Annotated in this window: 22 protein-coding genes; 5 read left to right on the top strand and 17 right to left on the bottom strand. The window is 54.0% G+C overall.

Annotated elements, in window-relative coordinates; all coding sequences use genetic code 11:
• Positions 1-41: 41 nt before the first annotated feature.
• The gene (gene ubiD, locus WB237_RS22580; RefSeq protein WP_165383569.1) at positions 42-1,535 is read right to left on the bottom strand and encodes a 4-hydroxy-3-polyprenylbenzoate decarboxylase; all 1,494 of its coding nucleotides are present in this window, start codon (positions 1,533-1,535) and stop codon (positions 42-44) included.
• A 170-nt stretch (positions 1,536-1,705) separates the two neighbouring features.
• Between ubiD and rfaH the strand changes: the two genes are divergently transcribed.
• On the top strand, positions 1,706-2,197 hold the full coding sequence (gene rfaH / locus WB237_RS22575) for a transcription/translation regulatory transformer protein RfaH (protein WP_028018168.1): 492 nt from the start codon (positions 1,706-1,708) through the stop codon (positions 2,195-2,197).
• On the opposite strand, the gene tatD is transcribed toward rfaH, so the two are convergent.
• The 9 genes from tatD to udp all read right to left on the bottom strand — a co-directional run bounded on the left by tatD (position 2,194) and on the right by udp (position 10,108).
• Positions 2,194-2,976: a 3'-5' ssDNA/RNA exonuclease TatD gene (tatD, locus tag WB237_RS22570; RefSeq protein WP_336216599.1), complete on the bottom strand. Its 783-nt coding sequence runs from the start codon at positions 2,974-2,976 to the stop codon at positions 2,194-2,196. The genes rfaH and tatD overlap by 4 nt on opposite strands.
• A 41-nt stretch (positions 2,977-3,017) precedes the next feature.
• Positions 3,018-3,788, bottom strand: a complete 771-nt coding sequence (gene tatC / locus WB237_RS22565) for a Sec-independent protein translocase subunit TatC (protein ID WP_129994769.1) — start codon at positions 3,786-3,788, stop codon at positions 3,018-3,020.
• A 2-nt stretch (positions 3,789-3,790) separates the two neighbouring features.
• Positions 3,791-4,333, bottom strand: a complete 543-nt coding sequence (gene tatB / locus WB237_RS22560) for a Sec-independent protein translocase protein TatB (protein ID WP_336216597.1) — start codon at positions 4,331-4,333, stop codon at positions 3,791-3,793.
• Positions 4,334-4,336: 3 nt separating this feature from the next.
• Positions 4,337-4,591: a Sec-independent protein translocase subunit TatA gene (gene tatA / locus WB237_RS22555; RefSeq protein ID WP_114979885.1), complete on the bottom strand. Its 255-nt coding sequence runs from the start codon at positions 4,589-4,591 to the stop codon at positions 4,337-4,339.
• Positions 4,592-4,667: 76 nt separating this feature from the next.
• A complete protein-coding gene (ubiB, locus tag WB237_RS22550; RefSeq protein ID WP_336216594.1) occupies positions 4,668-6,308 on the bottom strand; it encodes a ubiquinone biosynthesis regulatory protein kinase UbiB in 1,641 nt (546 codons plus the stop codon).
• Positions 6,305-6,910, bottom strand: coding sequence for a ubiquinone biosynthesis protein UbiJ (gene ubiJ / locus WB237_RS22545; protein ID WP_336216592.1), 606 nt, complete (start codon positions 6,908-6,910; stop codon positions 6,305-6,307). Before ubiJ ends, ubiB begins: the two co-directional genes overlap by 4 nt.
• Positions 6,911-6,923: 13 nt before the next feature.
• The gene (ubiE, locus tag WB237_RS22540; protein ID WP_008501525.1) at positions 6,924-7,679 is read right to left on the bottom strand and encodes a bifunctional demethylmenaquinone methyltransferase/2-methoxy-6-polyprenyl-1,4-benzoquinol methylase UbiE; all 756 of its coding nucleotides are present in this window, start codon (positions 7,677-7,679) and stop codon (positions 6,924-6,926) included.
• Between the two features lie 66 nt (positions 7,680-7,745).
• Entirely contained in the window at positions 7,746-9,203 is a 1,458-nt protein-coding gene (gene rmuC / locus WB237_RS22535; protein ID WP_336216590.1) for a DNA recombination protein RmuC, read from the bottom strand.
• 143 nt (positions 9,204-9,346) lie between these two features.
• Positions 9,347-10,108, bottom strand: coding sequence for a uridine phosphorylase (udp, locus tag WB237_RS22530; protein ID WP_003860792.1), 762 nt, complete (start codon positions 10,106-10,108; stop codon positions 9,347-9,349).
• 255 nt (positions 10,109-10,363) lie between these two features.
• Between udp and WB237_RS22525 the strand changes: the two genes are divergently transcribed.
• Entirely contained in the window at positions 10,364-11,170 is an 807-nt protein-coding gene (locus WB237_RS22525) for a dienelactone hydrolase family protein (protein WP_336216588.1), read from the top strand.
• Positions 11,171-11,217: 47 nt separating this feature from the next.
• Here WB237_RS22525 and metE read toward each other — a convergent pair whose 3' ends face one another.
• Positions 11,218-13,479: a 5-methyltetrahydropteroyltriglutamate--homocysteine S-methyltransferase gene (gene metE / locus WB237_RS22520; protein WP_336216585.1), complete on the bottom strand. Its 2,262-nt coding sequence runs from the start codon at positions 13,477-13,479 to the stop codon at positions 11,218-11,220.
• A 116-nt stretch (positions 13,480-13,595) separates the two neighbouring features.
• Here metE and metR point away from each other — a divergent pair, with 116 nt between their 5' ends.
• Complete coding sequence (gene metR, locus WB237_RS22515; protein ID WP_336216583.1) at positions 13,596-14,549, top strand: HTH-type transcriptional regulator MetR; 954 nt, start codon at positions 13,596-13,598, stop codon at positions 14,547-14,549.
• On the opposite strand, the gene WB237_RS22510 is transcribed toward metR, so the two are convergent.
• From WB237_RS22510 to pldB, 3 genes are all read right to left on the bottom strand, one after another.
• Complete coding sequence (locus tag WB237_RS22510; protein WP_032666884.1) at positions 14,437-15,336, bottom strand: carboxylate/amino acid/amine transporter; 900 nt, start codon at positions 15,334-15,336, stop codon at positions 14,437-14,439. The genes metR and WB237_RS22510 overlap by 113 nt on opposite strands.
• A gap of 82 nt (positions 15,337-15,418) precedes the next feature.
• On the bottom strand, positions 15,419-16,219 hold the full coding sequence (gene yigL, locus WB237_RS22505; protein ID WP_028018179.1) for a sugar/pyridoxal phosphate phosphatase YigL: 801 nt from the start codon (positions 16,217-16,219) through the stop codon (positions 15,419-15,421).
• A gap of 26 nt (positions 16,220-16,245) precedes the next feature.
• Entirely contained in the window at positions 16,246-17,238 is a 993-nt protein-coding gene (gene pldB, locus WB237_RS22500; RefSeq protein WP_028018180.1) for a lysophospholipase L2, read from the bottom strand.
• Between the two features lie 109 nt (positions 17,239-17,347).
• Between pldB and rhtB the strand changes: the two genes are divergently transcribed.
• The gene (rhtB, locus tag WB237_RS22495; protein ID WP_028018181.1) at positions 17,348-17,968 is read left to right on the top strand and encodes a homoserine/homoserine lactone efflux protein; all 621 of its coding nucleotides are present in this window, start codon (positions 17,348-17,350) and stop codon (positions 17,966-17,968) included.
• Here rhtB and rhtC read toward each other — a convergent pair.
• From rhtC to pldA, 3 genes are all read right to left on the bottom strand, one after another.
• Positions 17,965-18,585 carry a threonine export protein RhtC gene (gene rhtC, locus WB237_RS22490; protein WP_010426287.1) on the bottom strand — a complete coding sequence of 207 codons (621 nt, stop codon included), beginning with the start codon at positions 18,583-18,585 and terminating at the stop codon, positions 17,965-17,967. The genes rhtB and rhtC overlap by 4 nt on opposite strands.
• Positions 18,586-18,646: 61 nt before the next feature.
• A complete protein-coding gene (gene recQ / locus WB237_RS22485; protein ID WP_128348551.1) occupies positions 18,647-20,476 on the bottom strand; it encodes an ATP-dependent DNA helicase RecQ in 1,830 nt (609 codons plus the stop codon).
• A 90-nt stretch (positions 20,477-20,566) separates the two neighbouring features.
• Positions 20,567-21,436, bottom strand: a complete 870-nt coding sequence (gene pldA / locus WB237_RS22480) for a phospholipase A (protein ID WP_336216571.1) — start codon at positions 21,434-21,436, stop codon at positions 20,567-20,569.
• Positions 21,437-21,598: 162 nt separating this feature from the next.
• Between pldA and yigI the strand changes: the two genes are divergently transcribed.
• Positions 21,599-22,066: an acyl-CoA thioesterase YigI gene (gene yigI / locus WB237_RS22475; protein WP_028018184.1), complete on the top strand. Its 468-nt coding sequence runs from the start codon at positions 21,599-21,601 to the stop codon at positions 22,064-22,066.
• The last annotated feature ends 26 nt before the right edge of the window (positions 22,067-22,092 follow it).

Genomic DNA, 22,092 nt, shown 5'->3' with positions numbered 1-22,092 from the left:
GCTCTCTCTGTCGGGAAGTCTATAGGGCTTAACGGTCAAGCTCAGGGTTTACCGTTATTCATTATGGCCAGTTCGTCCCAGATCGCGTCAATTCGCGCGGTCACAGCAGGATCTTTTTTGATCGGGCGACCCCATTCACGATCGGTTTCGCCAGGCCATTTATTGGTGGCATCCAGTCCCATTTTTGAGCCAAGACCGGAAACCGGCGAGGCAAAATCCAGATAATCTATCGGCGTGTTTTCGACTAACACCGTATCGCGCGCAGGATCCATGCGCGTGGTAATAGCCCAGATAACATCATTCCAGTCACGGGCGTTTACATCATCATCGCAGACAATAACAAACTTGGTATACATAAACTGGCGCAGGAAAGACCATACGCCCATCATCACGCGTTTCGCGTGACCTGCATATTGTTTCTTCATCGTGACCACGGCCAGGCGATACGAACAGCCTTCTGGCGGTAGATAGAAATCAACAATTTCCGGGAACTGCTTTTGCAGGATCGGCACAAACACTTCATTCAGCGCCACTCCCAGTACCGCAGGTTCGTCCGGTGGCCGTCCGGTATAGGTGGAGTGATAGATCGCATCTTCACGCTGTGTAATGTGCGTAACGGTAAACACCGGGAAGTTATCCACTTCGTTGTAATAGCCGGTGTGGTCGCCGTAAGGGCCTTCTGGCGCCATTTCGCCCTGCTCAATGTAACCTTCCAGCACAATTTCCGCACTGGCGGGCACTTCGAGATCGTTAGAAATGCACTTCACAACTTCGGTTTTGGTTCCGCGTAACAGGCCTGCAAACGCGTATTCAGAGAGTGTATCCGGTACGGGGGTCACCGCACCCAGAATGGTGGCTGGATCGGCACCTAACGCGACAGAAACAGGGAAACGTTCACCCGGATGTTCAGCACACCACTCCTGGAAATCCAGCGCGCCGCCACGATGCGACAGCCAGCGCATGATGAGTTTATTCTTGCCAATCAATTGCTGACGGTAAATACCGAGATTTTGCCGCTCTTTGTAAGGGCCACGCGTAACGGTCAGCCCCCAGGTGATCAGCGGAGCGGCATCTTCAGGCCAGCACTGCATGATCGGGATTTTGGTCAGATCGACCGCATCGCCTTCCAGTACTTTCTGCTGGCACGGTGCACCGCGCAGGCGTTTAGTTGGCATGTTCAATACTTGTTTAAACTGTGGCAGTTTGTCGAACAGATCGCGGAAGCCTTTCGGCGGCTCCGGCTCTTTCAGGAACGCCAGCAGTTTACCCACTTCACGCAGCGCCGTGACGTCTTCCTGCCCCATCCCCAATGCAACACGACGTGGAGTACCAAACAGGTTGCACAGCACCGGCATGGAGTACCCTTTCGGATTTTCAAACAGTAATGCGGGGCCACCTGCACGCAGGGTGCGGTCAGCAATTTCTGTCATTTCCAGATAAGGATCAACAGGAAGTGTAATGCGTTTGAGTTCGCCCTGCTTTTCCAGCAGCGTCAGGAAGTCGCGGAGATCGTGGTATTTCATGCAGTTAGTCATGGCCTCTCTGTAAGCGCTTCATTATACGGCGTAAGCCTGCTTGATGCTGTAATTTTGTTAAATTAGCGTGAACTTATGCGTTCTGTTCCATTTTCCCCCATTATAATCAACTTAGCGATCCCGCCAGGGTTTTGATATGCTTGCGCCCCGAACTAAGGGAAAGAGTGATTATGCAGGCCTGGTATTTACTTTATTGCAAACGCGGGCAACTTCAGCGCGCGCAGGAACATCTTGAACGTCAGTCTGTAAATTGCCTGACACCCGTGATCACGCTTGAAAAAATGCAGCGCGGGAAGCGCACAACCGTCAGTGAACCCTTATTCCCGAACTATCTTTTCGTGGAGTTCGACCCGGAAGTGATCCACACCACGACCATTAGCGCAACACGCGGTGTCAGCCACTTTGTTCGCTTTGGTACCAGCCCGGCAATGGTTCCGTCAACGGTGATCCATCAACTTTCGGTTTATCAACAACCCGAAGGTATCACCGACCCGGAAACCCCTTACTCAGGGGACTGTGTCGTCATCACGGAAGGTGCTTTCGAAGGGTTGCAGGCGATTTTCGCTGAACCGGACGGCGAAGCACGCTCCATGCTGTTGCTCAACCTGCTGAACAAACAAGTTCTGCAAAGCGTTAAAAACACCGACTTCCGCAAAGTTTAAAAATCTATCCCAAACAGGTGACGCACGTTGTCATCCGTCTGCGCGGAAAGCCAGTGGGGGTCTTCTCCGCGCCATTTCGCCACGCTCTCAATGATGTGCCCAAGATGTGCAGGTTCATTTCGCCGCGATGCCGGTTTGGGTTTCATGTCTCTCGGCAGCAGATAAGGCGCATCCGTTTCCAGGAGCAACCGCTCAGCCGGGATCACCGGTAACAACTCGCGAAGCTCAAGCCCGCGGCGCTCATCACAAACCCAGCCAGTGATCCCCAGAAAGAGACCGCGTTCCTGGCAATCCAGCGCCTCCTGTCGCGAACCGGTAAAGCAGTGCAACACCGCGCCAGGTAATTTATCCAGCCACGGGTTCAGAAGGGAAAGGAAACGCTCATGAGCATCGCGGCAGTGCATAAACACTGGCATTTCAAGCTCAGCAGCCAGTGCAAGCTGGGCCGTGAACGCTTTTTCCTGCTCTGCCGGTGTGGAAAAGTTACGGTTGAAATCGAGACCGCATTCGCCGATTGCCACAACTTCTGGCATCTTTGCCAGCCTGTACAGGGTGTCGCCACTTTCCGCGGTCCACTGGTTGCTGTCATGAGGATGCACACCTGCGGTAGACCAGCAGCGATCGTAGCGTTGTGCCAGCTGCTTCGCCTGCTCGCTTTCATGCAGGTTGGTCCCTGTCAGCAACAGCCCTTGCACTCCGGCAGCAAAAGCACGTGCAACAACCTCATCTCGATCTTTCGCAAACTGCGAGCTGGTCAGATTGAGTCCAATATCAAACATGCGAATCCCCATATAACAACCGCCCTGGCGGGCGGTTGGTTTTACTCTTCAGTGGTCTTGTCGGACGTATCATCTTCCTCATCCGACCGACGTCCTTTACCCACGTAGAAACGTGAGAAGAATACCCCGACCTCAAACAGGCAATACATCGGTATGGCCAGCAGCGTTTGCGAGAACACATCTGGCGGGGTCAGTAGCATACCGACCACGAAGGCCCCCACCAGAATATATGGACGCTTCTTACGCAGATCATCAGGGGTAGTCACCCCTACCCAGCAAAGCAACACAATGGCCACAGGCACTTCGAAAGCCACGCCAAAGGCCATAAACAGTGCCATTACAAAGCTGAGGTAGCTAGCGATATCCGTCGACACCTGAACCCCTTCCGGCGCGGTATGCGTCAGGAAGCCAAAGGCCAGCGGGAAGACAATGAAATAGGCAAACGCCATGCCGATATAGAACAGCAGCGAGCTGGATACCAGCAGCGGGATCACCAGCTTGCGTTCGTGTTTGTACAGTGCCGGCGCCACAAACGCCCACACCTGGTAAAGAATGATCGGCGCAGACGCAATCAACGATACCCAGAAAGTAAGCTTAATTGGGGTGAAAAACGGTGAGGCAACATCTGTTGCAATCATCGTTGCCCCTAGCGGCATCTGCTTAATCAACGGCGCAGAGACTACCTGATAGATGTCGTTGGCAAAGTAGACCAGGCACAAGAATATGAGGAAAACTGCAATAATGCAGTTTAACAGACGCTTACGCAGCTCTATAAGGTGCGTAATAAGCGGTTGAGTATCATCTACTGCCATGTTTACGCTTTATCACTCGACGATGGGGATGATTCGGAAACAGGCGCGACGGGCTTAACTTCAGCCGATTTTACCGATGGCTCTTCCGGCTGCGCCTGTTTTTTCGGTTCAGGTTCCTGCGGCGTTTGTTCAGGTGCTACAGCCTGATGCTCCGCGCTCGCTGGCGTAACGCCCTCTCGCTGCGCTTCGCTGTTTTTCACCACCGGATTATGGATGGTGTTCGCTTCATCGCTCGCTTTTTCAGGATCGTTGACGTTGTAAGAGCGCTTCATAGATTCCGCCGCTTCGCGCAGTTCATCCATTGAGGCTTTCAGTTCCGGCGTCAGGTTATCCATGCTCGCCTTCTCTACCTTTTTCAGGCTTTCCTGGAACTCCTGCAACTTAAGTTCCTGTGCCAGCTCATTCTGAACGGTCGATGCCAGCGATCTCAGCGCACGAACCCAGCCCGCAACAGTTTTCACCGCCACCGGCAGACGCTGTGGTCCCAAAACGATCAGGCCAATCACAAAGACCAGCAGCAACTCACTAAAACCAATGTCGAACACGACTTACACCTGCTCTTTATCGTGGCGTTTAGCGTCTTCCTTTTTGGTTTCGTCTTGCTTGTCGGAGATGGATTTAGCAGTAAAGTCAGCGTCCTGGCTGGTTTTATCCTGCTTGCTCTCATCATCGCTCATCGCTTTCTTGAAGCCTTTGATAGACGCGCCCAGATCGGAACCGATAGAACCGAGCTTTTTGGTGCCAAACAGCAGCACGACGATGACGGCAATAATGACTAATTGCCAGATACTGATACCACCCATACATGTTCCTCAGGGATAGATGATTAATTAGTCAGGCCGCATTATACGTATGCAACCCGTCGATAGCGACGCAAAATCAGCGCGTCTTTCTCCAGCCGGCGAGCCAGACAACCAACCCCCCAGCCATCAACCAGGCGGGCATCATCTGCCAGTCCGGACGGTTGATCAGAAGCAGCGTACCACTCAGCAGCAGCGTTGCTCCAATCCCAAAAAGATAGCGTGACTGACCCTGCCTAACACGGCTGGACTGAAGTTCGCGGGCGATTTTATCCATGCTGTGCTGAAGATTTTTGCTTTGACGCAAACTGTCGTAAACCAGTTCAGGAATTTCAGGCATTTTCTCGATCCAGAACGGGCCTTTCTCTTTCAGCGAACGCACCAGCGCCGGAATGCCAACTTGATCTTTAATCCAGGATTCAAGGAAAGGTTTCGCAGTCTTCCACAAGTCTAACTGAGGATAGAGCTGTCGGCCTACACCTTCAACGTAAAGTAATGTTTTCTGGAGTAAAACTAACTGCGGCTGTACTTCCATGTTAAAGCGGCGAGCCGTGTTAAACAGGTTTAAGAGCACGTGTCCAAAGGAGATTTCCGCCAGTGGCTTCTCAAAAATCGGTTCGCAGACGGTTCGAATGGCAAACTCAAACTCTTCGACGTTTGTATCTGGTGGCACCCATCCGGAATCGACGTGCAACTCTGCCACCTTACGGTAGTCGCGGTTGAAGAAAGCGATGAAATTCTCAGCAAGATAGCGTTTATCTTCTTTGTTCAACGACCCCACAATTCCACAGTCGATACCGATATACTTCGGATTCTCAGGATGTTCGTAGCTCACGAAGATATTGCCCGGGTGCATGTCCGCATGGAAGAAACTGTCGCGGAACACCTGGGTAAAGAAGACCTGTACACCACGTTCGGCCAGCAACTTCATGTTCGTTCCCTGTTTCTCCAGGGCCACCACATCCGAGACGGGAATACCGTAAATACGCTCCATCACCATCATATTCTGGCTACAGTAGTCAGAATAGACTTCGGGTACATAGAGCATCGGGCTGTTTTCAAAGTTGCGGCGCAGCTGAATGGCGTTTGCTGATTCGCGCAGCAGATTAAGCTCATCAATCAGCGTTTTTTCATATTCCCGCACCACTTCCATCGGGCGCAGACGACGCCCATCGGGCAGCAAACGGGGCACCCAACGGGCCAACCGGTAAATCAGCTTCATGTCCGCTTTGATGATCGGCAGGATGTCCGGTCGAATAACCTTAATGACAACTTCTTTACCGTTTTCTTTCAGACGTGCTGTGTGGACTTGTGCGATAGAGGCCGACGCCAGAGGCTGGATGTCGAAATCGTCAAACCAGGTTTCGACGGGAATGTTGCCCATCGCCTCTTCGATCTGCTTTTTCGCGCGTGCGCCGTCAAACGGTGCAACGCGATCCTGCAGCATCGCCAGCTCATCCGCAATCAGAGGCGGGAAGAGATCGCGGCGAGTCGAAAGCATCTGACCGAATTTAATCCAGACCGGACCGAGCTCCTGCAGCGCCAGACGCAGACGTTCACCCAGCGGCTGACCTTTATGGCGATTAGGCATCCAGAACAGCATCCGCCGCCAGATACGAAGCGGCAGCGTGATACGCATTTTAGGGATAAGCTCGTCGAGCCCGTAGCTCAAAAAGATGCGAATAATGAAATAGAGGCGCCGCATTTCACCAGGCGTCATTTGCCCTCCAGTTTTTCCAGCCGTTTGGTTAACGCATCAACCGCACGTTCAACAGCAGCGGTCTCTTCCGCAAACCACGCCACTTCCAGTGGTCCAGGGGCCATACGCCACTCTTCCGTCAGCACTTCCGCTGCATAGCGTTGTTGGCGTTGCAGGTTTTTACGCAAAAATGCCGCCCCACCATGAATAGCTTTTCCGATCCCTTCGGCGGCAATGTCACCAACAAAAGGTGCAAGCAGCTCTGCGGGGTCGAACTCGGCAAGGTCACTGAGCGCAACGAAATTCTGTACAACCTGAATGTCGCCTTCCACTTCCAGCTCACCGCTGCGGATCAGTGCAGTTAACTGCTGGCGGTCGCGTAGTTTTGGTAGCACGCTCATGTGCGTGATAACAGAGCAGTCGGCTTCCCCCTCCCACTCACCCAGAACGTCAAGCTGGCGTTCGCTGAAAACCAGCACCAGCGGCGTCGAAAACTCTTTTAAAACAATACGTAATACCTTCCCGTTAAGCCGCTGACGTGCAGCTTTCAGCGCTGGAGCGCGATACAGAAAGGCATTCAGTACATTCTCGATGCCAGCGGTGACCAGGGGTTTAAAGGGCACAAGACACCTCCACTCAGAATTTGTAACCGCGATGCAGCGCGACGACACCCGCCGTCAGGTTGAAATATTCAACGTTCTCAAATTCCGCATCCTGCATCATGGCTTTTAATGTGTCCTGATCCGGGTGCATGCGAATAGATTCAGCCAGATAACGGTAGCTTTCCGCGTCGTTTGCCACCAGCTCACCAATGCGAGGGAGCACGTGGAATGAATAAGCGTCGTAAGCTTTGCTCAGTGGTTCAATAATCGGTTTAGAGAACTCGAGCACCAGCAGGCGTCCACCCGGCTTCAGCACGCGGTACATAGAGCGCAGCGCTTTCTCTTTATCAGTGACGTTACGCAGACCGAAGGAGATGGTAATGCAGTCAAAAGTGTTGTCCGGGAATGGCAGCGCTTCGGCGTTCGCCTGCACATATTCCACATTCCCCACCACGCCGATGTTACGCAGCTTTTCGCGTCCCATTTTCAGCATTGAATCATTAATATCTGCCAGAACGACACGGCCGGTTTCGCCCACCAGACGAGAGAACTTCGCAGTTAAATCGCCCGTACCACCAGCTAAATCAAGCACCGTTTGTCCACGACGCACACCGCTGCAGTCGATGGTGAAGCGCTTCCACAAGCGATGAATACCGAATGACATCAAGTCATTCATCACATCGTACTTCGCCGCCACAGAGTGAAATACGTGGGCCACCATGTCAGCTTTCTGCGCTTTGGCAACAGTCTGAAAACCAAAGTGCGTCGTGTCTTGTGAATCGTCAACCATCTCAGAGCCTGCTTATCAGTAAAATGTTTGTGAAGTGTACCAGATTGGACGCGTTTGCCCTACGATTCAACCACCGCGAAACAAACGGGTTGGCTGCTCATCTGGCGATAATTCCGCTGCTAAATCGTTGTCTTCACTGTTTGTCATTTGTTCAGCACTGCCTTCACGCAGGCGGAACTCCTCGTCCTGCGACGTGGCCTGTTCAACCAGTTCCGGATTAATCTCGCGTTTTACTTCGACGCCCAGACTGCGGAATGCCTCAGCTTGTGCCAGTAAGTTGCCACGTCCGGAGGAGAGTTTTTTCATTGCCTGACGGTAGTTATCCTGCGCGCGGTCAAGGCTTTGCCCGACCGAGGACATATCGTCCACGAACAGACGCATTTTGTCGTACAGCTTGCTGGCTCGATCGGCAATCTGTTGCGCATTGCGGCTCTGGTGTTCATAGCGCCACAGGTTCGCAATGGTTCGCAAGGCCACCAGCAACGTGGTCGGGCTGACCAGCATAATGTTATTTTTCAGCGCTTCGGTGATCAGTTCAGGCTGCCTGTCGAGTGCCAGCAGGAAGGCCGGTTCAACCGGAATGAACATCAGCACGTAATCCAGTGAGCGCAGGCCCGGCAGTTGCTGGTAGTCTTTTCTGCCCAGCAGACGGATATGGTTACGCACGGAAGCAATATGCTCCTGCAATGCCGACTCTCGGGTGTAATCATCTTCCGCATTAAAGTAGCGCTCATATGCCACCAGCGTCATTTTGGCGTCGATGACGACGTCTTTGCCCTGAGGCAGACGCACAATCACATCGGGCTGCATGCGCGAGCGAGCATCATTTTCGATGCTGACCTGAGTCTCATACTCATAACCTTCACGCAGGCCTGAGGCCTCAAGCACGCGGGTCAGGACCACTTCCCCCCAGTTTCCCTGGGTTTTGTTATCCCCTTTCAGTGCGCGAGTCAGGTTAACCGCCTCCTGTGCCATCTGTGCATTCAGCTGCTGAAGATTGCGAATCTCATGCGCCAGCGTGTGCCGCTCGCGAGCCTCCTGACCAAAACTGTCCTGCACCTGACGACGAAAACCGTCCAGCTGTTCACGCAGGGGCGTCAGAAGGCTGTTCAGGCTCTGGCGATTCTGTTCATCAACGCGGCGGTTGCTGTGCTCGAAAATGCGGTTGGCGAGGTTTTCAAACTGTTCGCTGAGGCGTTGCTCGCTGTTGATCATCTGGCGGATTTTGTCTTCCGCATGCAGCTGGGTGGATTCAAGACGGGTGGTCACTTCGCGGAGATCGGCCTCCAGCGAGGTGTTGATATCCCGCAGGTTGCGTAGTTCGTTGTTGAGCAACTCGCACTCATCGCGCCAGTGCTCGCTCAGAGCAAGTTGCTGTTTTGCCGCGCTTAAATCGGCGACTATCTCTTCTCGCTCGGCCAGTTGGTCGGCCTTCTGCTGTGCATGCTGGTAGCTGGAAATGAGCCAGCCAATCCCTGAGCCCACCAGCGCAATCACCGCGTAAATAAGGATCGAGATATCCACAATGCCCCCTGCATCAACGTATTACCTGCACAAAATAGAATTGTGCTGTATAAACGTCCAGTTTGAAAGGGTTTTCCTGCGAGGCGCTACGCAAAAAATAAAGGCCGAACGTGTCGGCCTTTTATTGCATGCAGAAGAGAGGACTAGATCAGGCGACGCGCCGCTTCAACCACGATTTTCACAGCATGACTTTCAGTCTGCTTCATGGTTTCGGCATTCGGGATCTCCTGCTGCGTACGGTTGACGATAACGCCCGCCACCATACCGGCACGCAGACCCTGGCTTGCACACATGGTCAGCAGCGTCGCAGACTCCATTTCGTAGTTCATTACGCCCATAGACTGCCACTCTTCCATAGAGCCTTTGAAACGGCTCACCACGCGACCAGAGAAGGTGTCATAGCGCTCCTGGCCTGGGTAGAAAGTATCGGAAGAGGCAGTTACACCCACGTGCGTGGTTGCGCCCACAGATTTCGCCGCTTCAACCAGCGCAGTGGTACATTCGAAGTCTGCCACTGCCGGGAATTCCATTGGCGCGAAGTGCAGGCTTGCCCCGTCCAGACGAACAGATGCGGTGGTGACCAGCACGTCACCGACATTGATATGCGGCTGGATAGCGCCAGTAGTACCGATACGCAGGAAAGTACGAATGCCCAGTTGCGCCAGCTCTTCAACAGCAATGGAGGTCGACGGGCCACCGATACCGGTAGAACACACGATCACGGCTTTGCCATCCAGCTCTGCACGCCAGGTGGTGAATTCACGATGGGCTGCCAGCTTAACCGGCTTATCCATCAGCGCGGCGATCTTTTCCACACGCTCAGGATCACCCGGGACGATAGCGAGCGTAGCCCCTTGTAAATCGTTTTTGGTGAGGCCGAGATGAAAAACATCAGACTTAGACATAGGTGACTCCTCTGTGGGTCGGTTAGTCAGAAGAAGTAAAATGGTACTTTACAGAAGCAATACGCATAATTTCGTGATGCACTTCACCATGAATGAAAATGATTGCAGTAAATTTCCATAAAAAAGTGATTCACATCACATTAACAAGTTATATCGTGGTGTGCTGCACAAAAGATAGACCGTTTAAGGCACTGTGGGTTGTTAACCTGGTGTCTATATTTACCTTTGCGCTAACTCATTGGTACGGAGAATGCCATGACTGAAAAAACCGGTTTTGCACCTGCTGCAGCCCCGCATGCTTCAACCATCGTTTCAACGCCCGAAGAGGCCATAACGGCGGGTGAGACCTCCATCCCCTCGCAGGGGGATAATATGCCGGCTTACCACGCTCGGCCAAAATCAGCAGAGGGTCCTCTGCCCATCGTCATTGTGGTTCAGGAAATTTTTGGTGTTCACGAACATATCCGCGACCTCTGTCGCCGACTGGCGCTGGAAGGGTATCTGGCCGTTGCGCCAGAACTCTATTTCCGTCAGGGCGATCCGAACGACTACAGCGATATTCCAACATTGCTCAGCAACCTGGTCAGCAAAGTCCCTGACGCGCAGGTCATGGCCGATCTCGACCACGTTGCCAGTTGGGCAGCACGTAACGGCGGTGATGCGCATCGTCTGATGGTGACGGGTTTCTGCTGGGGAGGGCGTATCAGCTGGCTTTATGCCGCTCATAATCCACAACTCAAAGCCGCTGTGGCCTGGTATGGAAAACTGGTGGGCGCAAAAACGCTGAATTCGCCGAAATACCCGGTAGATATCGCCACTGAGCTAAATGCCCCAGTATTAGGGCTCTATGGCGGCCAGGACACCGGTATTTCGCTTGAATCAGTAGAGACAATGCGTCACGCACTCCGTGCGGCAAATGCGAAGGCGGAGATTGTGGTGTACCCGGATGCCGGGCACGCATTTATTGCCGATTATCGTCCGAGTTATCACGAGGAATCTGCAAAAGACGGATGGCAGAGAATGCTGGCGTGGTTCAGCCAGCACGGTGGTAAAAAAGGATAAAAGCAAAAAGCCCGGTGGCAGCAACGCCTTACCGGGCCTACGACTTATCACGCCTGACGCAAATTCTGCGCCGCCTGCACCATGTTCGCCAGTGCAGCGCGGGTCTCCGGCCAGCCGCGGGTTTTCAGTCCGCAGTCCGGGTTCACCCACAGGCGCTCAGCAGGAATGCGTTGAGCAGCTTTTTTCAGCAGCGCCTCAATCCACTCCACGCTCGGTACGTTAGGAGAGTGGATGTCGTACACACCCGGCCCGATTTCGTTCGGGTAGTCAAACTCCTCAAAAGACTCCAGCAGCTCCATGTCTGAACGCGACGTCTCGATGGTGATCACGTCAGCGTCCAGCGCGGCTATCGAATCCATGATGTCGTTAAATTCGCAGTAACACATGTGGGTGTGGATCTGGGTGTCGTCCTTCGCTACCGCGGCGTTGATGCGAAACGCCTCCACGCCCCATTTCAGGTAGGCATCCCAGTCGCTACGACGCAGCGGCAGACCTTCGCGCAGCGCCGGTTCGTCGATCTGAATAATGCCAATGCCTGCGGCTTCCAGATCCGCCACTTCATCACGCAGTGCCAGCGCGATCTGTTTAGCGATGGTTTCACGAGTCACGTCTTCACGCGGGAAGGACCAGCAGAGAATCGTTACCGGACCCGTGAGCATACCTTTCACCGGTTTATCTGTCAGAGACTGGGCATACTTCGCCCATTCAACGGTAATCGCTTCCGGACGGCTGACATCACCGATCACCACCGGCGGCTTCACGCAGCGAGAACCGTAACTCTGCACCCAGCCATTTTGGGTAAAGACGAAGCCGTCCAGATGCTCACCAAAGTATTCCACCATGTCGTTACGCTCGGCTTCACCGTGCACCAGCACATCCAGACCTAAACGTTCCTGCTCGATAATCGCCTGTTTAATGTGTTCAGCGATACCGGTGCGGTAATGATTCGCATCCAGATTGCCCTTTTTGAAGTCCAGACGCAGGCCGCGGATCTCGGTAGTCTGCGGGAAAGAACCGATCGTCGTGGTTGGCCACGCAGGCAGATTAAAGCGGGCACGCTGGGCTTCAGCTCGCACTTCATAGGCGCTCTGGCGCTGACTGTCCTGAGCCGTGATGGCTGCCAGACGTTTTTCGACTGCCGGGTTGTGTACGCGAGCCGAGTCACGGCGCGCCTGGATCGGTGCGCTCCATTCGGTAACCGCTGCCGTGTCTCCCGTGTTCAATGCATCACGCAGCAGCGTCAGCTCCTTACACTTCTGCAAGGCAAAGGCAAACCAGCTCTTCACTTCTGCGTCCAGACGGGTTTCAACGCTGAGATCAATTGGGCTGTGCAACAGTGAGCAAGACGATGCCACCCACAACTCACGTTTGCCGACGATGTCTTTAATCTGAGCGTATTTCTCTGTGAGATCGGCACGCCAGACGTTACGGCCATTAACCAGACCAGCCGAGAGCAGCCAGTCCGCAGGCAGACGTTTGTGCAGCTCCGCGACATCATCTTTGCCGTGTACAAAGTCAACGTGCAGACCCTGCACTGGCAGCGCGGTGATGGTCTTCAGGTTTGGCGTCACGCCTTCGAAATAGGTGGTCAGCAGCAACTTCACCTGTCCGGCAAGTGCGTCATACGCCGGTTTGAAGGCATCGAGCCATTCCTGCGGCAACTCGAGCACCAGAGCAGGTTCGTCGATTTGCACCCACTGGATACCGCGTTTGCCCAGCTCAATCAGCACCTGTTTGTAGACCGGAAGAATGTCGTTCAGCAGGCTGAGACGATCAAACTGCTCACCCTTCACTTTGCCAAGCCACAGGTACGTAACCGGCCCCAGCAGCACAGGCTTCACCTGGTGGCCCAGCGCCAGCGCTTCGTCCACTTCATCCAGTAATTGCGTCCAGGTCAGTTTGAACTGCTGACCTTTTACGAACTCCGGCACCATGTAGTGATAGTTGGTATTAAACCACTTGGTCATTTCAGCCGCTGCCGCTGGCTCACCTGTTGGCGCGCGACCACGGCCGATACGGAACAGGGTGTCGATATCTACCGATCCATCTTTGTTCTGATGACGAGCCGGCACATTGCCAAGCAGCAGGCTGGTCGTCAGAACATGGTCGTACCAGGCGAAATCGCCCACCGGCAGCAGGTCAATGCCCGCCTGCTTTTGCTGATCCCAGTGACGCGCACGCAGTTCGCGTCCAACGGCCAGCAGTTCTTCGCGGGTGGTACTACCCGCCCAGTAGCTTTCTTGTGCCTTTTTCAGCTCGCGACGCAGGCCAACGCGAGGGAAACCGAGAGTGTGATTGCGGATTGTCATGCCATGCCCCTTGTCAATTTTCAGTATTTAGACGTCCAGATGTTTACACATCCATAATTGGCAGTTACTGTATATTCCTCAAGCGCAAAATGTTCATGGCGAAGTGAAGGACTTTCATGATCGAGATAAAACACCTGAAAACGCTACAAGCGTTGCGGAACTGCGGTTCTCTTGCGGCGGCAGCAGCCACGCTGCACCAGACCCAGTCTGCCCTTTCTCACCAGTTCAGCGATCTGGAACAACGCCTCGGCTTTCGTCTTTTTGTGCGCAAGAGCCAGCCGCTACGCTTTACGCCGCAAGGTGAGATATTGCTGCAGCTGGCAAATCAGGTGCTGCCGCAAATTGCCAGCGCCCTGCAGTCCTGTAACGAGCCGCAACAGACGAAATTGCGCATCGCCATTGAATGTCATAGCTGCATTCAGTGGCTGACCCCCGCACTTGAGAATTTCCGCCAGAAGTGGCCGCAGGTGGAGATGGACTTTACATCCGGGGTGACGTTTGACCCGCAGCCCTCGCTCCAGCAGGGCGAGCTGGATCTGGTCATGACCTCTGATATTCTGCCGCGCAGCGGCCTGCACTACTCCCCAATGTTTGATTATGAAGTGCGTCTGGTGCTGGCACCGGATCATCCGCTGGCGGCCAAAACGCGCATCACACCGGAAGACCTGGCGACGGAAATGCTGCTGATTTACCCGGTTCAGCGCAGTCGTCTGGATATCTGGCGTCACTTCCTGCAACCGGCAGGCATTAGCCCGCAGTTGAAAAGCGTGGATAACACCCTGTTGTTGATTCAGATGGTGGCGGCCAGAATGGGTATCGCGGCACTGCCGCACTGGGTGGTAGAGAGTTTTGAACGCCAGGGCCTGGTGGTGACCAAAACCCTGGGCGAAGGACTGTGGAGCCGGCTGTACGCCGCCGTGCGCGATGGCGAGCAGCGCCAGCCGATTACGGAGGCGTTTATTCGCTCAACGCGGAACCACGCGTGCGACCATCTTCCGTTTGTGCGGAGCGCGGAGCGACCCAGCGGCGATGGACCCACAGTGAAGCCAGGATCACCGTTCCCCCAATAAGGAAACTCGGCCAGTGGGGTTGCTGCTGCCAGATTGCAAGGTTAACCAGCAGACCCGCGGGCACATGCACGTTGTTCATGATCCCCAGCGTACCGGCGTCGACCTGGGTCGCGCCGTAGTTCCACATGAAGTATCCCAGCCCTGAGGCCACCACGCCCAGCCAGACCAGAACGCTCCATTGCACCGTAGTGGTCGGCAGTTTTTGCGGGTTACCGAGCATGAACCACGCCGCTACCGCGACAATCGCGGCCCCCATATAGAACCAAGCGAACGCGTTATGCTGCGGCATCGGACGGGTTTCCATCAGACGTTTGTAGCCCACCATACCGATGGCGAAACTGATGTTGGCGAGCTGGACGAACATCAGTCCGGTCCAGAAGTGGTCGCTGACTTTGTCATAGCGAATAATCGCCGCCCCAATAACTGCCAGTGCCGCGCTCAGCAAGTATCCCCAGCGTAAACGGCGCTTGCTGAGCAGATCGTAAATCAATGTGATGTAGAGCGGCGTGAGTACGGTAAAAAGCAGAAACTCCGAAACAGACAGGTAGACGTAGGCCCGAAAGCTGAACAGATACATGATGCCGAGCTGCATCGCCCCCACCAGCATATACAGCACAATGGTTTTCAGCGATTGCCCGCGCGTACGCAGAAACGGCAGGAACACCAGCGCCGCCAACCCAACACGCATCAGCACCGAGAAATAACTGTCGACCGAACCAGCAAGATATTCGCCAATCAGGCTAAAGGAGAAGGCCCACAGGATAGTGGTGATAATGAGTAGCGCCACAATGCTTGTCTCTCTGAAAGAAGGACAGGCATTGTAGCGAACTCTTCAGTTGACAACTGAGCAATAATTGCCCGCTTGAAGATTATTCAAGGAACAGCTTGCGCAGATATTTTGGTACCGCGTTGTCGCCGTTGGTGCCGATGACTTCCAGCTCCGGGTGCAGATCTTTCAGACGCTGGTGAGCGTTCTCCATAATGCAGCCTTTGCCCGCCATAGAGAGCATTTCGGCGTCATTCATGCCATCACCAAAGGCGATACAGTCTTTCAGTTCAAAGCCCAGACGTTTCGCAACAGCTTCCAGCGCATGACCTTTCGACACGCCGCCCGCCATCACTTCCAGACAGGTCAGGGTCGAGAAACTCACGTTAACACGGTCGCCCCAGCGAGCGTTGATCGCCTGCTCCAGCGGCAGCAATTCTTCGTGGCTTTCGCAGGTGAAGAACACCTTGCTGATACCTTCAGGTTCAAGCAGGGCTGGCTCGTACAGGGTGTAGTTGAATACCGCTTCCTTGAAGAAACGCATTTCGTCAGGGCGGTGGCGGTTCATAAACCACTCATCATCACGATAGACATTAGTCACGATATCCGGGTTATTGTGCACCACGCCGAACAGATCGGCGGCGATATCGCGATCAAGGTTATGCGCGAAAATCAGGTTGCCGTCCGTATCGTGTACGCGCGCACCGTTAGAGGTGATCATGTACGATTTGATTTCCAGATTATCGCGGATCTGCCCCACGTCTACGTGGTGGCGGCCGGTGGCAAACACAAAGTTCACGCCACGGGCAGTCAGAAGCTTTAAGGTCTCTTTCGCGTAAGGCGACAGGGTGTGGTCGGGGGAAAGCAGCGTGCCATCTAAATCAGATGCAACAACCTGGTACATAGGGAAATTTAACCTCAATAAAAAAATCAGTTATGCCTGTTGAAAAATTCAACAATAGCGTTGAGCGCGACTGAGCGCATAGCGTCCTTTTCAAAAAGGATCTCATGGTACGCGCCGTTGATGACCAGCGGTTTTCCCCCTTCACAGGGGTGACCGGCGGCAGCGCGGAGTTCACAAAAACGATCGTGCATGCGGTTATCCACCACACGCTCTTCTTCAGCCTGAATCAGAAGTGTTGGCGTGTCATCATCACCCGCGCCAGCAAGCACCTGTTCCCCGGCAAGAATACCTTCCCGCACCCAATGATAGGTCGGACCGCCAACGCGCAGGCGTGGTTCATCGGCATAAAAACGCAGGTTACGACGATAACGCTGTCGGCTGTGGGTTAACACGTTCATTGCAAACGGCAATGCACGCCAGCGCCCCGTCCCGATGGCATAACCTTCACGAATGCGCTGATGGCCCTCAGCCCAATCGAGAATATGGCGCACCATCCAGTCAGGAAAACGCATGACGATGCCATACATTGGCGCGGTGAGCGCAATGGCATCGCACTGGTGCTCATAGCGCTGTAAAAATAGCGTAGAGATTGCCCCACCCATAGAGTGCGCCAGAATATAGCGCTTACGCCATGGACCAGGTTCAACTTCCTGCTGCCAGAACGCGGCAAGATCGTCGACATAATCGCTGAAATTATCCACATGACCGCGGTGCGTGTCCGATAACAGACGACCAGAAAGCCCCTGCCCACGATGGTCGATAATCAACACATCAAAGCCAAGATGGACAAGATCATAAGCCAGCTCGGCGTATTTGATGTAGCTCTCAATGCGCCCAGGGCAGACGACGATCACCCGATCGTTCTTCACATTGCGGAAACGCACGAAGCGTACCGGAATATCACCGACGCCCGTAAACTCATCTTCCTCACGCTGCCGCCAGAAATCGGTCAGCGGCCCCATAGAGAAAGCAGCAAATGCGTTTTCTCGTGTTTCCCAGTCCTTTTTCTGCTGAAACATCGGGTTTCCACTCACGTAAGCCAAGGAATATCGTTTTTTCGTAACAGGTCACAAAATGACTCAACAATAGCGTATTGTGGCATAAAAATAGACGGTTCGGGAGCTTCAAATGACCTTCGAGTGGTGGTTCGCCTACCTGCTGACATCCATTATCCTCAGCCTTTCACCGGGCTCAGGTGCTATTAACACAATGACCACCTCCATCAACCACGGCTATCGCGGTGCGGCGGCGTCGATTGCCGGTTTGCAGACCGGGCTGGGCATTCATATTGTGCTGGTCGGGATTGGTCTGGGGACGCTGTTCTCCCGCTCTGTGCTGGCGTTCGAAGTACTGAAATGGGCCGGTGCAGCGTACCTGATTTGGCTGGGTATTCAGCAGTGGCGCGCGGCAGGTTCGATTAATCTCAACACGCTTGCCCAGTCGCAAACCCGTGGTCGTCTGTTCAAACGCGCAGTATTTGTAAACCTGACCAACCCGAAAAGCATTGTTTTCCTGGCTGCCCTGTTCCCGCAGTTTATCGCTCCACATCAACCACAGGTGATGCAGTATGTGGTGCTGGGCGCGACCACCATTATCGTCGATATCATCGTGATGATTGGTTATGCGACGCTGGCACAGCGAATTGCGGCGTGGATTAAAGGGCCTAAACAGATGAAGGCCCTGAATAAAGTGTTTGGTTCGCTGTTTATGCTGGTGGGCGCGCTGCTTGCATCAGCGCGTCACGCTTAGCGAGAAATGATGAGATGAATACCAAAGCCGGCGAACAGCGCGCCGGCAAAGCCGTCGATCCACTTCGCGATGCGCTGATAGCCACGGCGCATCGCCGGTAAGGCAAACAGGCTTGCAACGATGGTGAACCACGCAAACGTCTCAACGACGATCAGCAGGAAAATACCCCAACGCGCACCCGCGCCAACACTATCTCCCACGAACAAAGAGAACACGGAGCCGAAATAGATAATCGCTTTTGGGTTCGCCAGATTGGTCAGCAGACCCTTCACAAAGCTGCGGCCGCCCGTTGCCAGCTCCACCTTTGGCTCTTCCGGTTTTTTCTCTTCTTTCTTCAGCGCCCCGCGCAACATCTGGTAGCCCATCCAGCACAGATACAAGCCACCGCCGACCATAATGATGTTATGCAGCCAGGCCATCTTTGCCAGGATCAGGTTCAGACCGAGCAGTGCAACCGCCGCCCAGACCATCACGCCCATGGTGATACCCAGTACCCCCATCATCGCCTCTTTGCGGGAGCGGCTGACGGCCGTTTGTGATACGAAGAAAAAGTCAGGACCCGGGCTCATCAGCGCAACGATGTGCACTAACGCCACGGTGAGAAATAGCATTAACATAATTCGCTCGCGGGGAAATAATTCATTGAGTCATCATCCTGGCACTTTTTCGCCCGGCTGACTACTCCTCATCATCACCGTCGGCGTGGGAGCGGATGAGCGCCATAAACTCTTTGCCAAAACGTTCGAGCTTACGCGTGCCGACACCGTTGACGCTGAGCATTTCGCTGGCGCTCAGCGGCATCTGTTCGGCCATCTCAATCAGCGTCGCGTCGTTGAAGACGACATAAGGCGGGATATTCTCTTCATCGGCAATGGCTTTTCGCAGCTTGCGCAGTTTGGCGAATAGCTTGCGATCGTAGTTGCCGCCGTAGGATTTCTGCATCACGCGTGGCTTGAGAGCAACTACGCGCGGCACGGCGAGTTTCAGTTCAACGTCACCGCGCAGCACCGGACGCGCGGCTTCGGTAAGCTGCAGTGCGGAGTGCTGGGCGATATTCTGTGTGGCAAAGCCAAGGTGAATTAGCTGACGAATAATACTGACCCAGTGCTCGTGGCTCTGGTCTTTGCCAATACCGTACACTGGCAACTTGTCGTGGCCCATGTCGCGAATACGCTGGTTATTGGCACCGCGCAGCACTTCCACCACGTAGCCCATGCCGAAGCGTTGATTGACACGGTAAATGGTCGAGAGCGCCTTACGTGCATCCATCAGACCATCGTACTGTTTAGGGGGATCAAGACAGATATCGCAGTTACCGCACGACTCCTGACGCCCTTCACCAAAATAGTTGAGCAACACCAGACGACGACAGGTTTGCGCTTCCGCAAAGGCCCCCATCGCATTGAGCTTGTGGCGCTCAATATCCTGCAACTGTCCCTGCGGTTTCTCTTCCAGACAACGGCGCAGCCATGCCATATCGGCCGGATCGTAAAACAGCATTGCTTCCGCAGGCAGGCCGTCACGCCCGGCGCGGCCGGTTTCCTGGTAGTAAGATTCGATATTGCGCGGGATGTCGAAGTGCACAACAAAGCGCACGTTGGGTTTATTAATCCCCATCCCAAATGCCACCGTCGCGACCACAATTTGCAGGTCATCACGCTGGAATTTCTCCTGCACGTCGGCGCGGATGTGGTTTTCTAACCCGGCATGATAAGCCGCAGCGCTAAAGCCGCGGTTTTGCAGACGCGCGGCGGTGTCTTCCACTTTTGCGCGGCTGTTGCAGTAAATAATGCCTGACTTGCCGCGCTGCTCCTGCACATAGCGCAAGAGCTGATCCAGCGGTTTGAATTTTTCCATCAGCATGTAGCGGATGTTCGGGCGATCGAAACTGCTGACCTGAATCAACGGGTCGTTCAGCCCCAGCAGACGAACAATATCCAGCCGCGTGGTGTCATCCGCCGTGGCGGTAAGCGCCATAAACGGCAGTTCTGGGAAGCGCTGACGGAGCTGGCCGAGGGCCGCGTATTCCGGGCGGAAATCGTGTCCCCACTGGGAAATACAGTGCGCTTCATCTACCGCCAGCAGGACCGGATTCCAGTGCGCGAGATGGTCAAGGAAGTTATCCAGCATCAGGCGTTCCGGCGCGATATACAGCAGGCGGATCTGCCCGGTGCGGCAACCTGCCATCACCTCTTGCTGCTGCTCGCGGGTCTGTGTGGAGTTAAGACAGGCCGCCGCCACGCCGTTGGCAAGCAGTTGGTCAACCTGGTCTTTCATCAAAGAAATAAGAGGCGATACCACGACCGTCAGGCCGTTAAGCACCAGCGCGGGTACCTGATAACAAAGTGATTTACCGCCACCGGTCGGCATCACCACCAGGCAATCACGGCCTTCCAGCACGGTTTCAATGATGGTTTCCTGGCCAGGGCGGAATTGCTGGTAGCCAAAGGTTTCATGCAAAACCTGTTTAGCCAGCGACTCCTGATTCAATACTTCCGCCTGCGCCACATTAACCCCATATGCCAGAAATGAAACAGGCGCTATTTTCAGCGCCTGAGAGAGAAACTTCAACGTTTAACGCAAAAACATTCGAGCAGTCTAGAAAATATCGTTCAGCATCACGCCCACACCCACGCGGGTCTGGTTGAAGTTATAATCGATGAGCGACTCGCCGTAACCGCTGTAGACCTGCGTATAAATACGCACATGTTTGGTCATCGGGTAGCTTAAGCCCAATTCTGCGCCGCCGTAGCCGGTATTCCAGTTGTACTGGCCTTTGGCACTCAGCACCGCATCACCCAGTTGATAACCAATCTTGAGCTGATAGTAGCCCATATATTTGGTGATATCCGGGTTATCATCGGTGGCACCCACCACATACCACGGTTTCACTTCCACCATGAAATTACCGTTCTGCGCCATCAGGCGGGTATAGACTCGGTTCCAGCTACGTGACGTTGGATCGGAACGACCGTTTGAATCGTGGTTGAAACCTACCTCGACGTCACGCAACGTCCAGCCGGCGAACTCGTAATCCGTTGCAAAACCAAGGAACAGCTGCGGCTCATAGTTAGTTTCACGGAACGGCGATGACTCCCCGCTGTTAGATAACTGCCACCAGGATTTCTGCGTATAAGACGCGCCGAATACCGAGTTTGGCCCCAGAATGCCGCGCCAGAATGGGAATGCAAGGCTGAGCTGATACTTCACTTCATCTTTACGCGCATTATCAGCCCAGTTATAGGAGCTTATTGCCTCTTTATTGAGATCGCTGGTCTGAGTGTAAATCACGTAGTTGGTGTCATAAGGATAGAGCGTGAACGGATTGTCATGCTCCTGAAGAAGGTTCGCGATAATGCTGCCGTGAACGGCAGGTTGGTCATGCACCTCTTTAATCGTCGCTTCCTGCGCAATTGCTGTGAAGGGCAGCGCAACCGCTGCCAGTAACCAGACCAGATACGTCCGCATCGGTGGTGATCTCCTGCAAAGTATTAAATGATTTAAATTGTTATATGGCGCACATTCTACAGACTTCTGCCGCAACTTCTGCATCATCGTTTCTGAAAGTGGAATTCTTGCTTGCTCAGGCATAAAATCAACATTTCATTAACAATAAGGATGTGATGTCTCATGTCAGCCATGCTTACCGCCGAAGAAGTATTAAAACTCGTGGGCGAGATTTTTGTTTACCATATGCCGTTTAACCGTGCGCTGGGGCTGGAGCTGGAGCGTTACGAGAAAGACTTTGCCCAGCTGAGTTTCAACAACCAGCCGATGATGGTGGGTAACTGGGCACAAAGTATTTTGCACGGCGGGGTGATTGCCTCCGCGCTGGACGTGGCGGCAGGCCTGGTCTGCGTGGGCAGTACGCTGACGCGTCATGACACCATCAATGAAGATGAACTGCGCCAGCGCCTGTCGCGCATGGGCACTATTGATTTACGTGTCGACTATCTTCGTCCCGGGCGCGGAAATCGCTTTACCTGCACCAGCAGCCTGCTGCGCGCGGGGAATAAAGTGGCTGTTGCGCGTGTTGAATTACACAACGAAGAACAGGTTTATATCGCCAGCGCAACCGCCACTTATATGGTGGGTTGAGGCGACAAAATCGGGTAAAATTACTT

This window comes from Enterobacter sp. P82 (genome assembly GCF_037053385.1).
GTDB lineage: Bacteria > Pseudomonadota > Gammaproteobacteria > Enterobacterales > Enterobacteriaceae > Enterobacter.
This window is presented reverse-complemented; position numbering and strand designations above follow the sequence as displayed.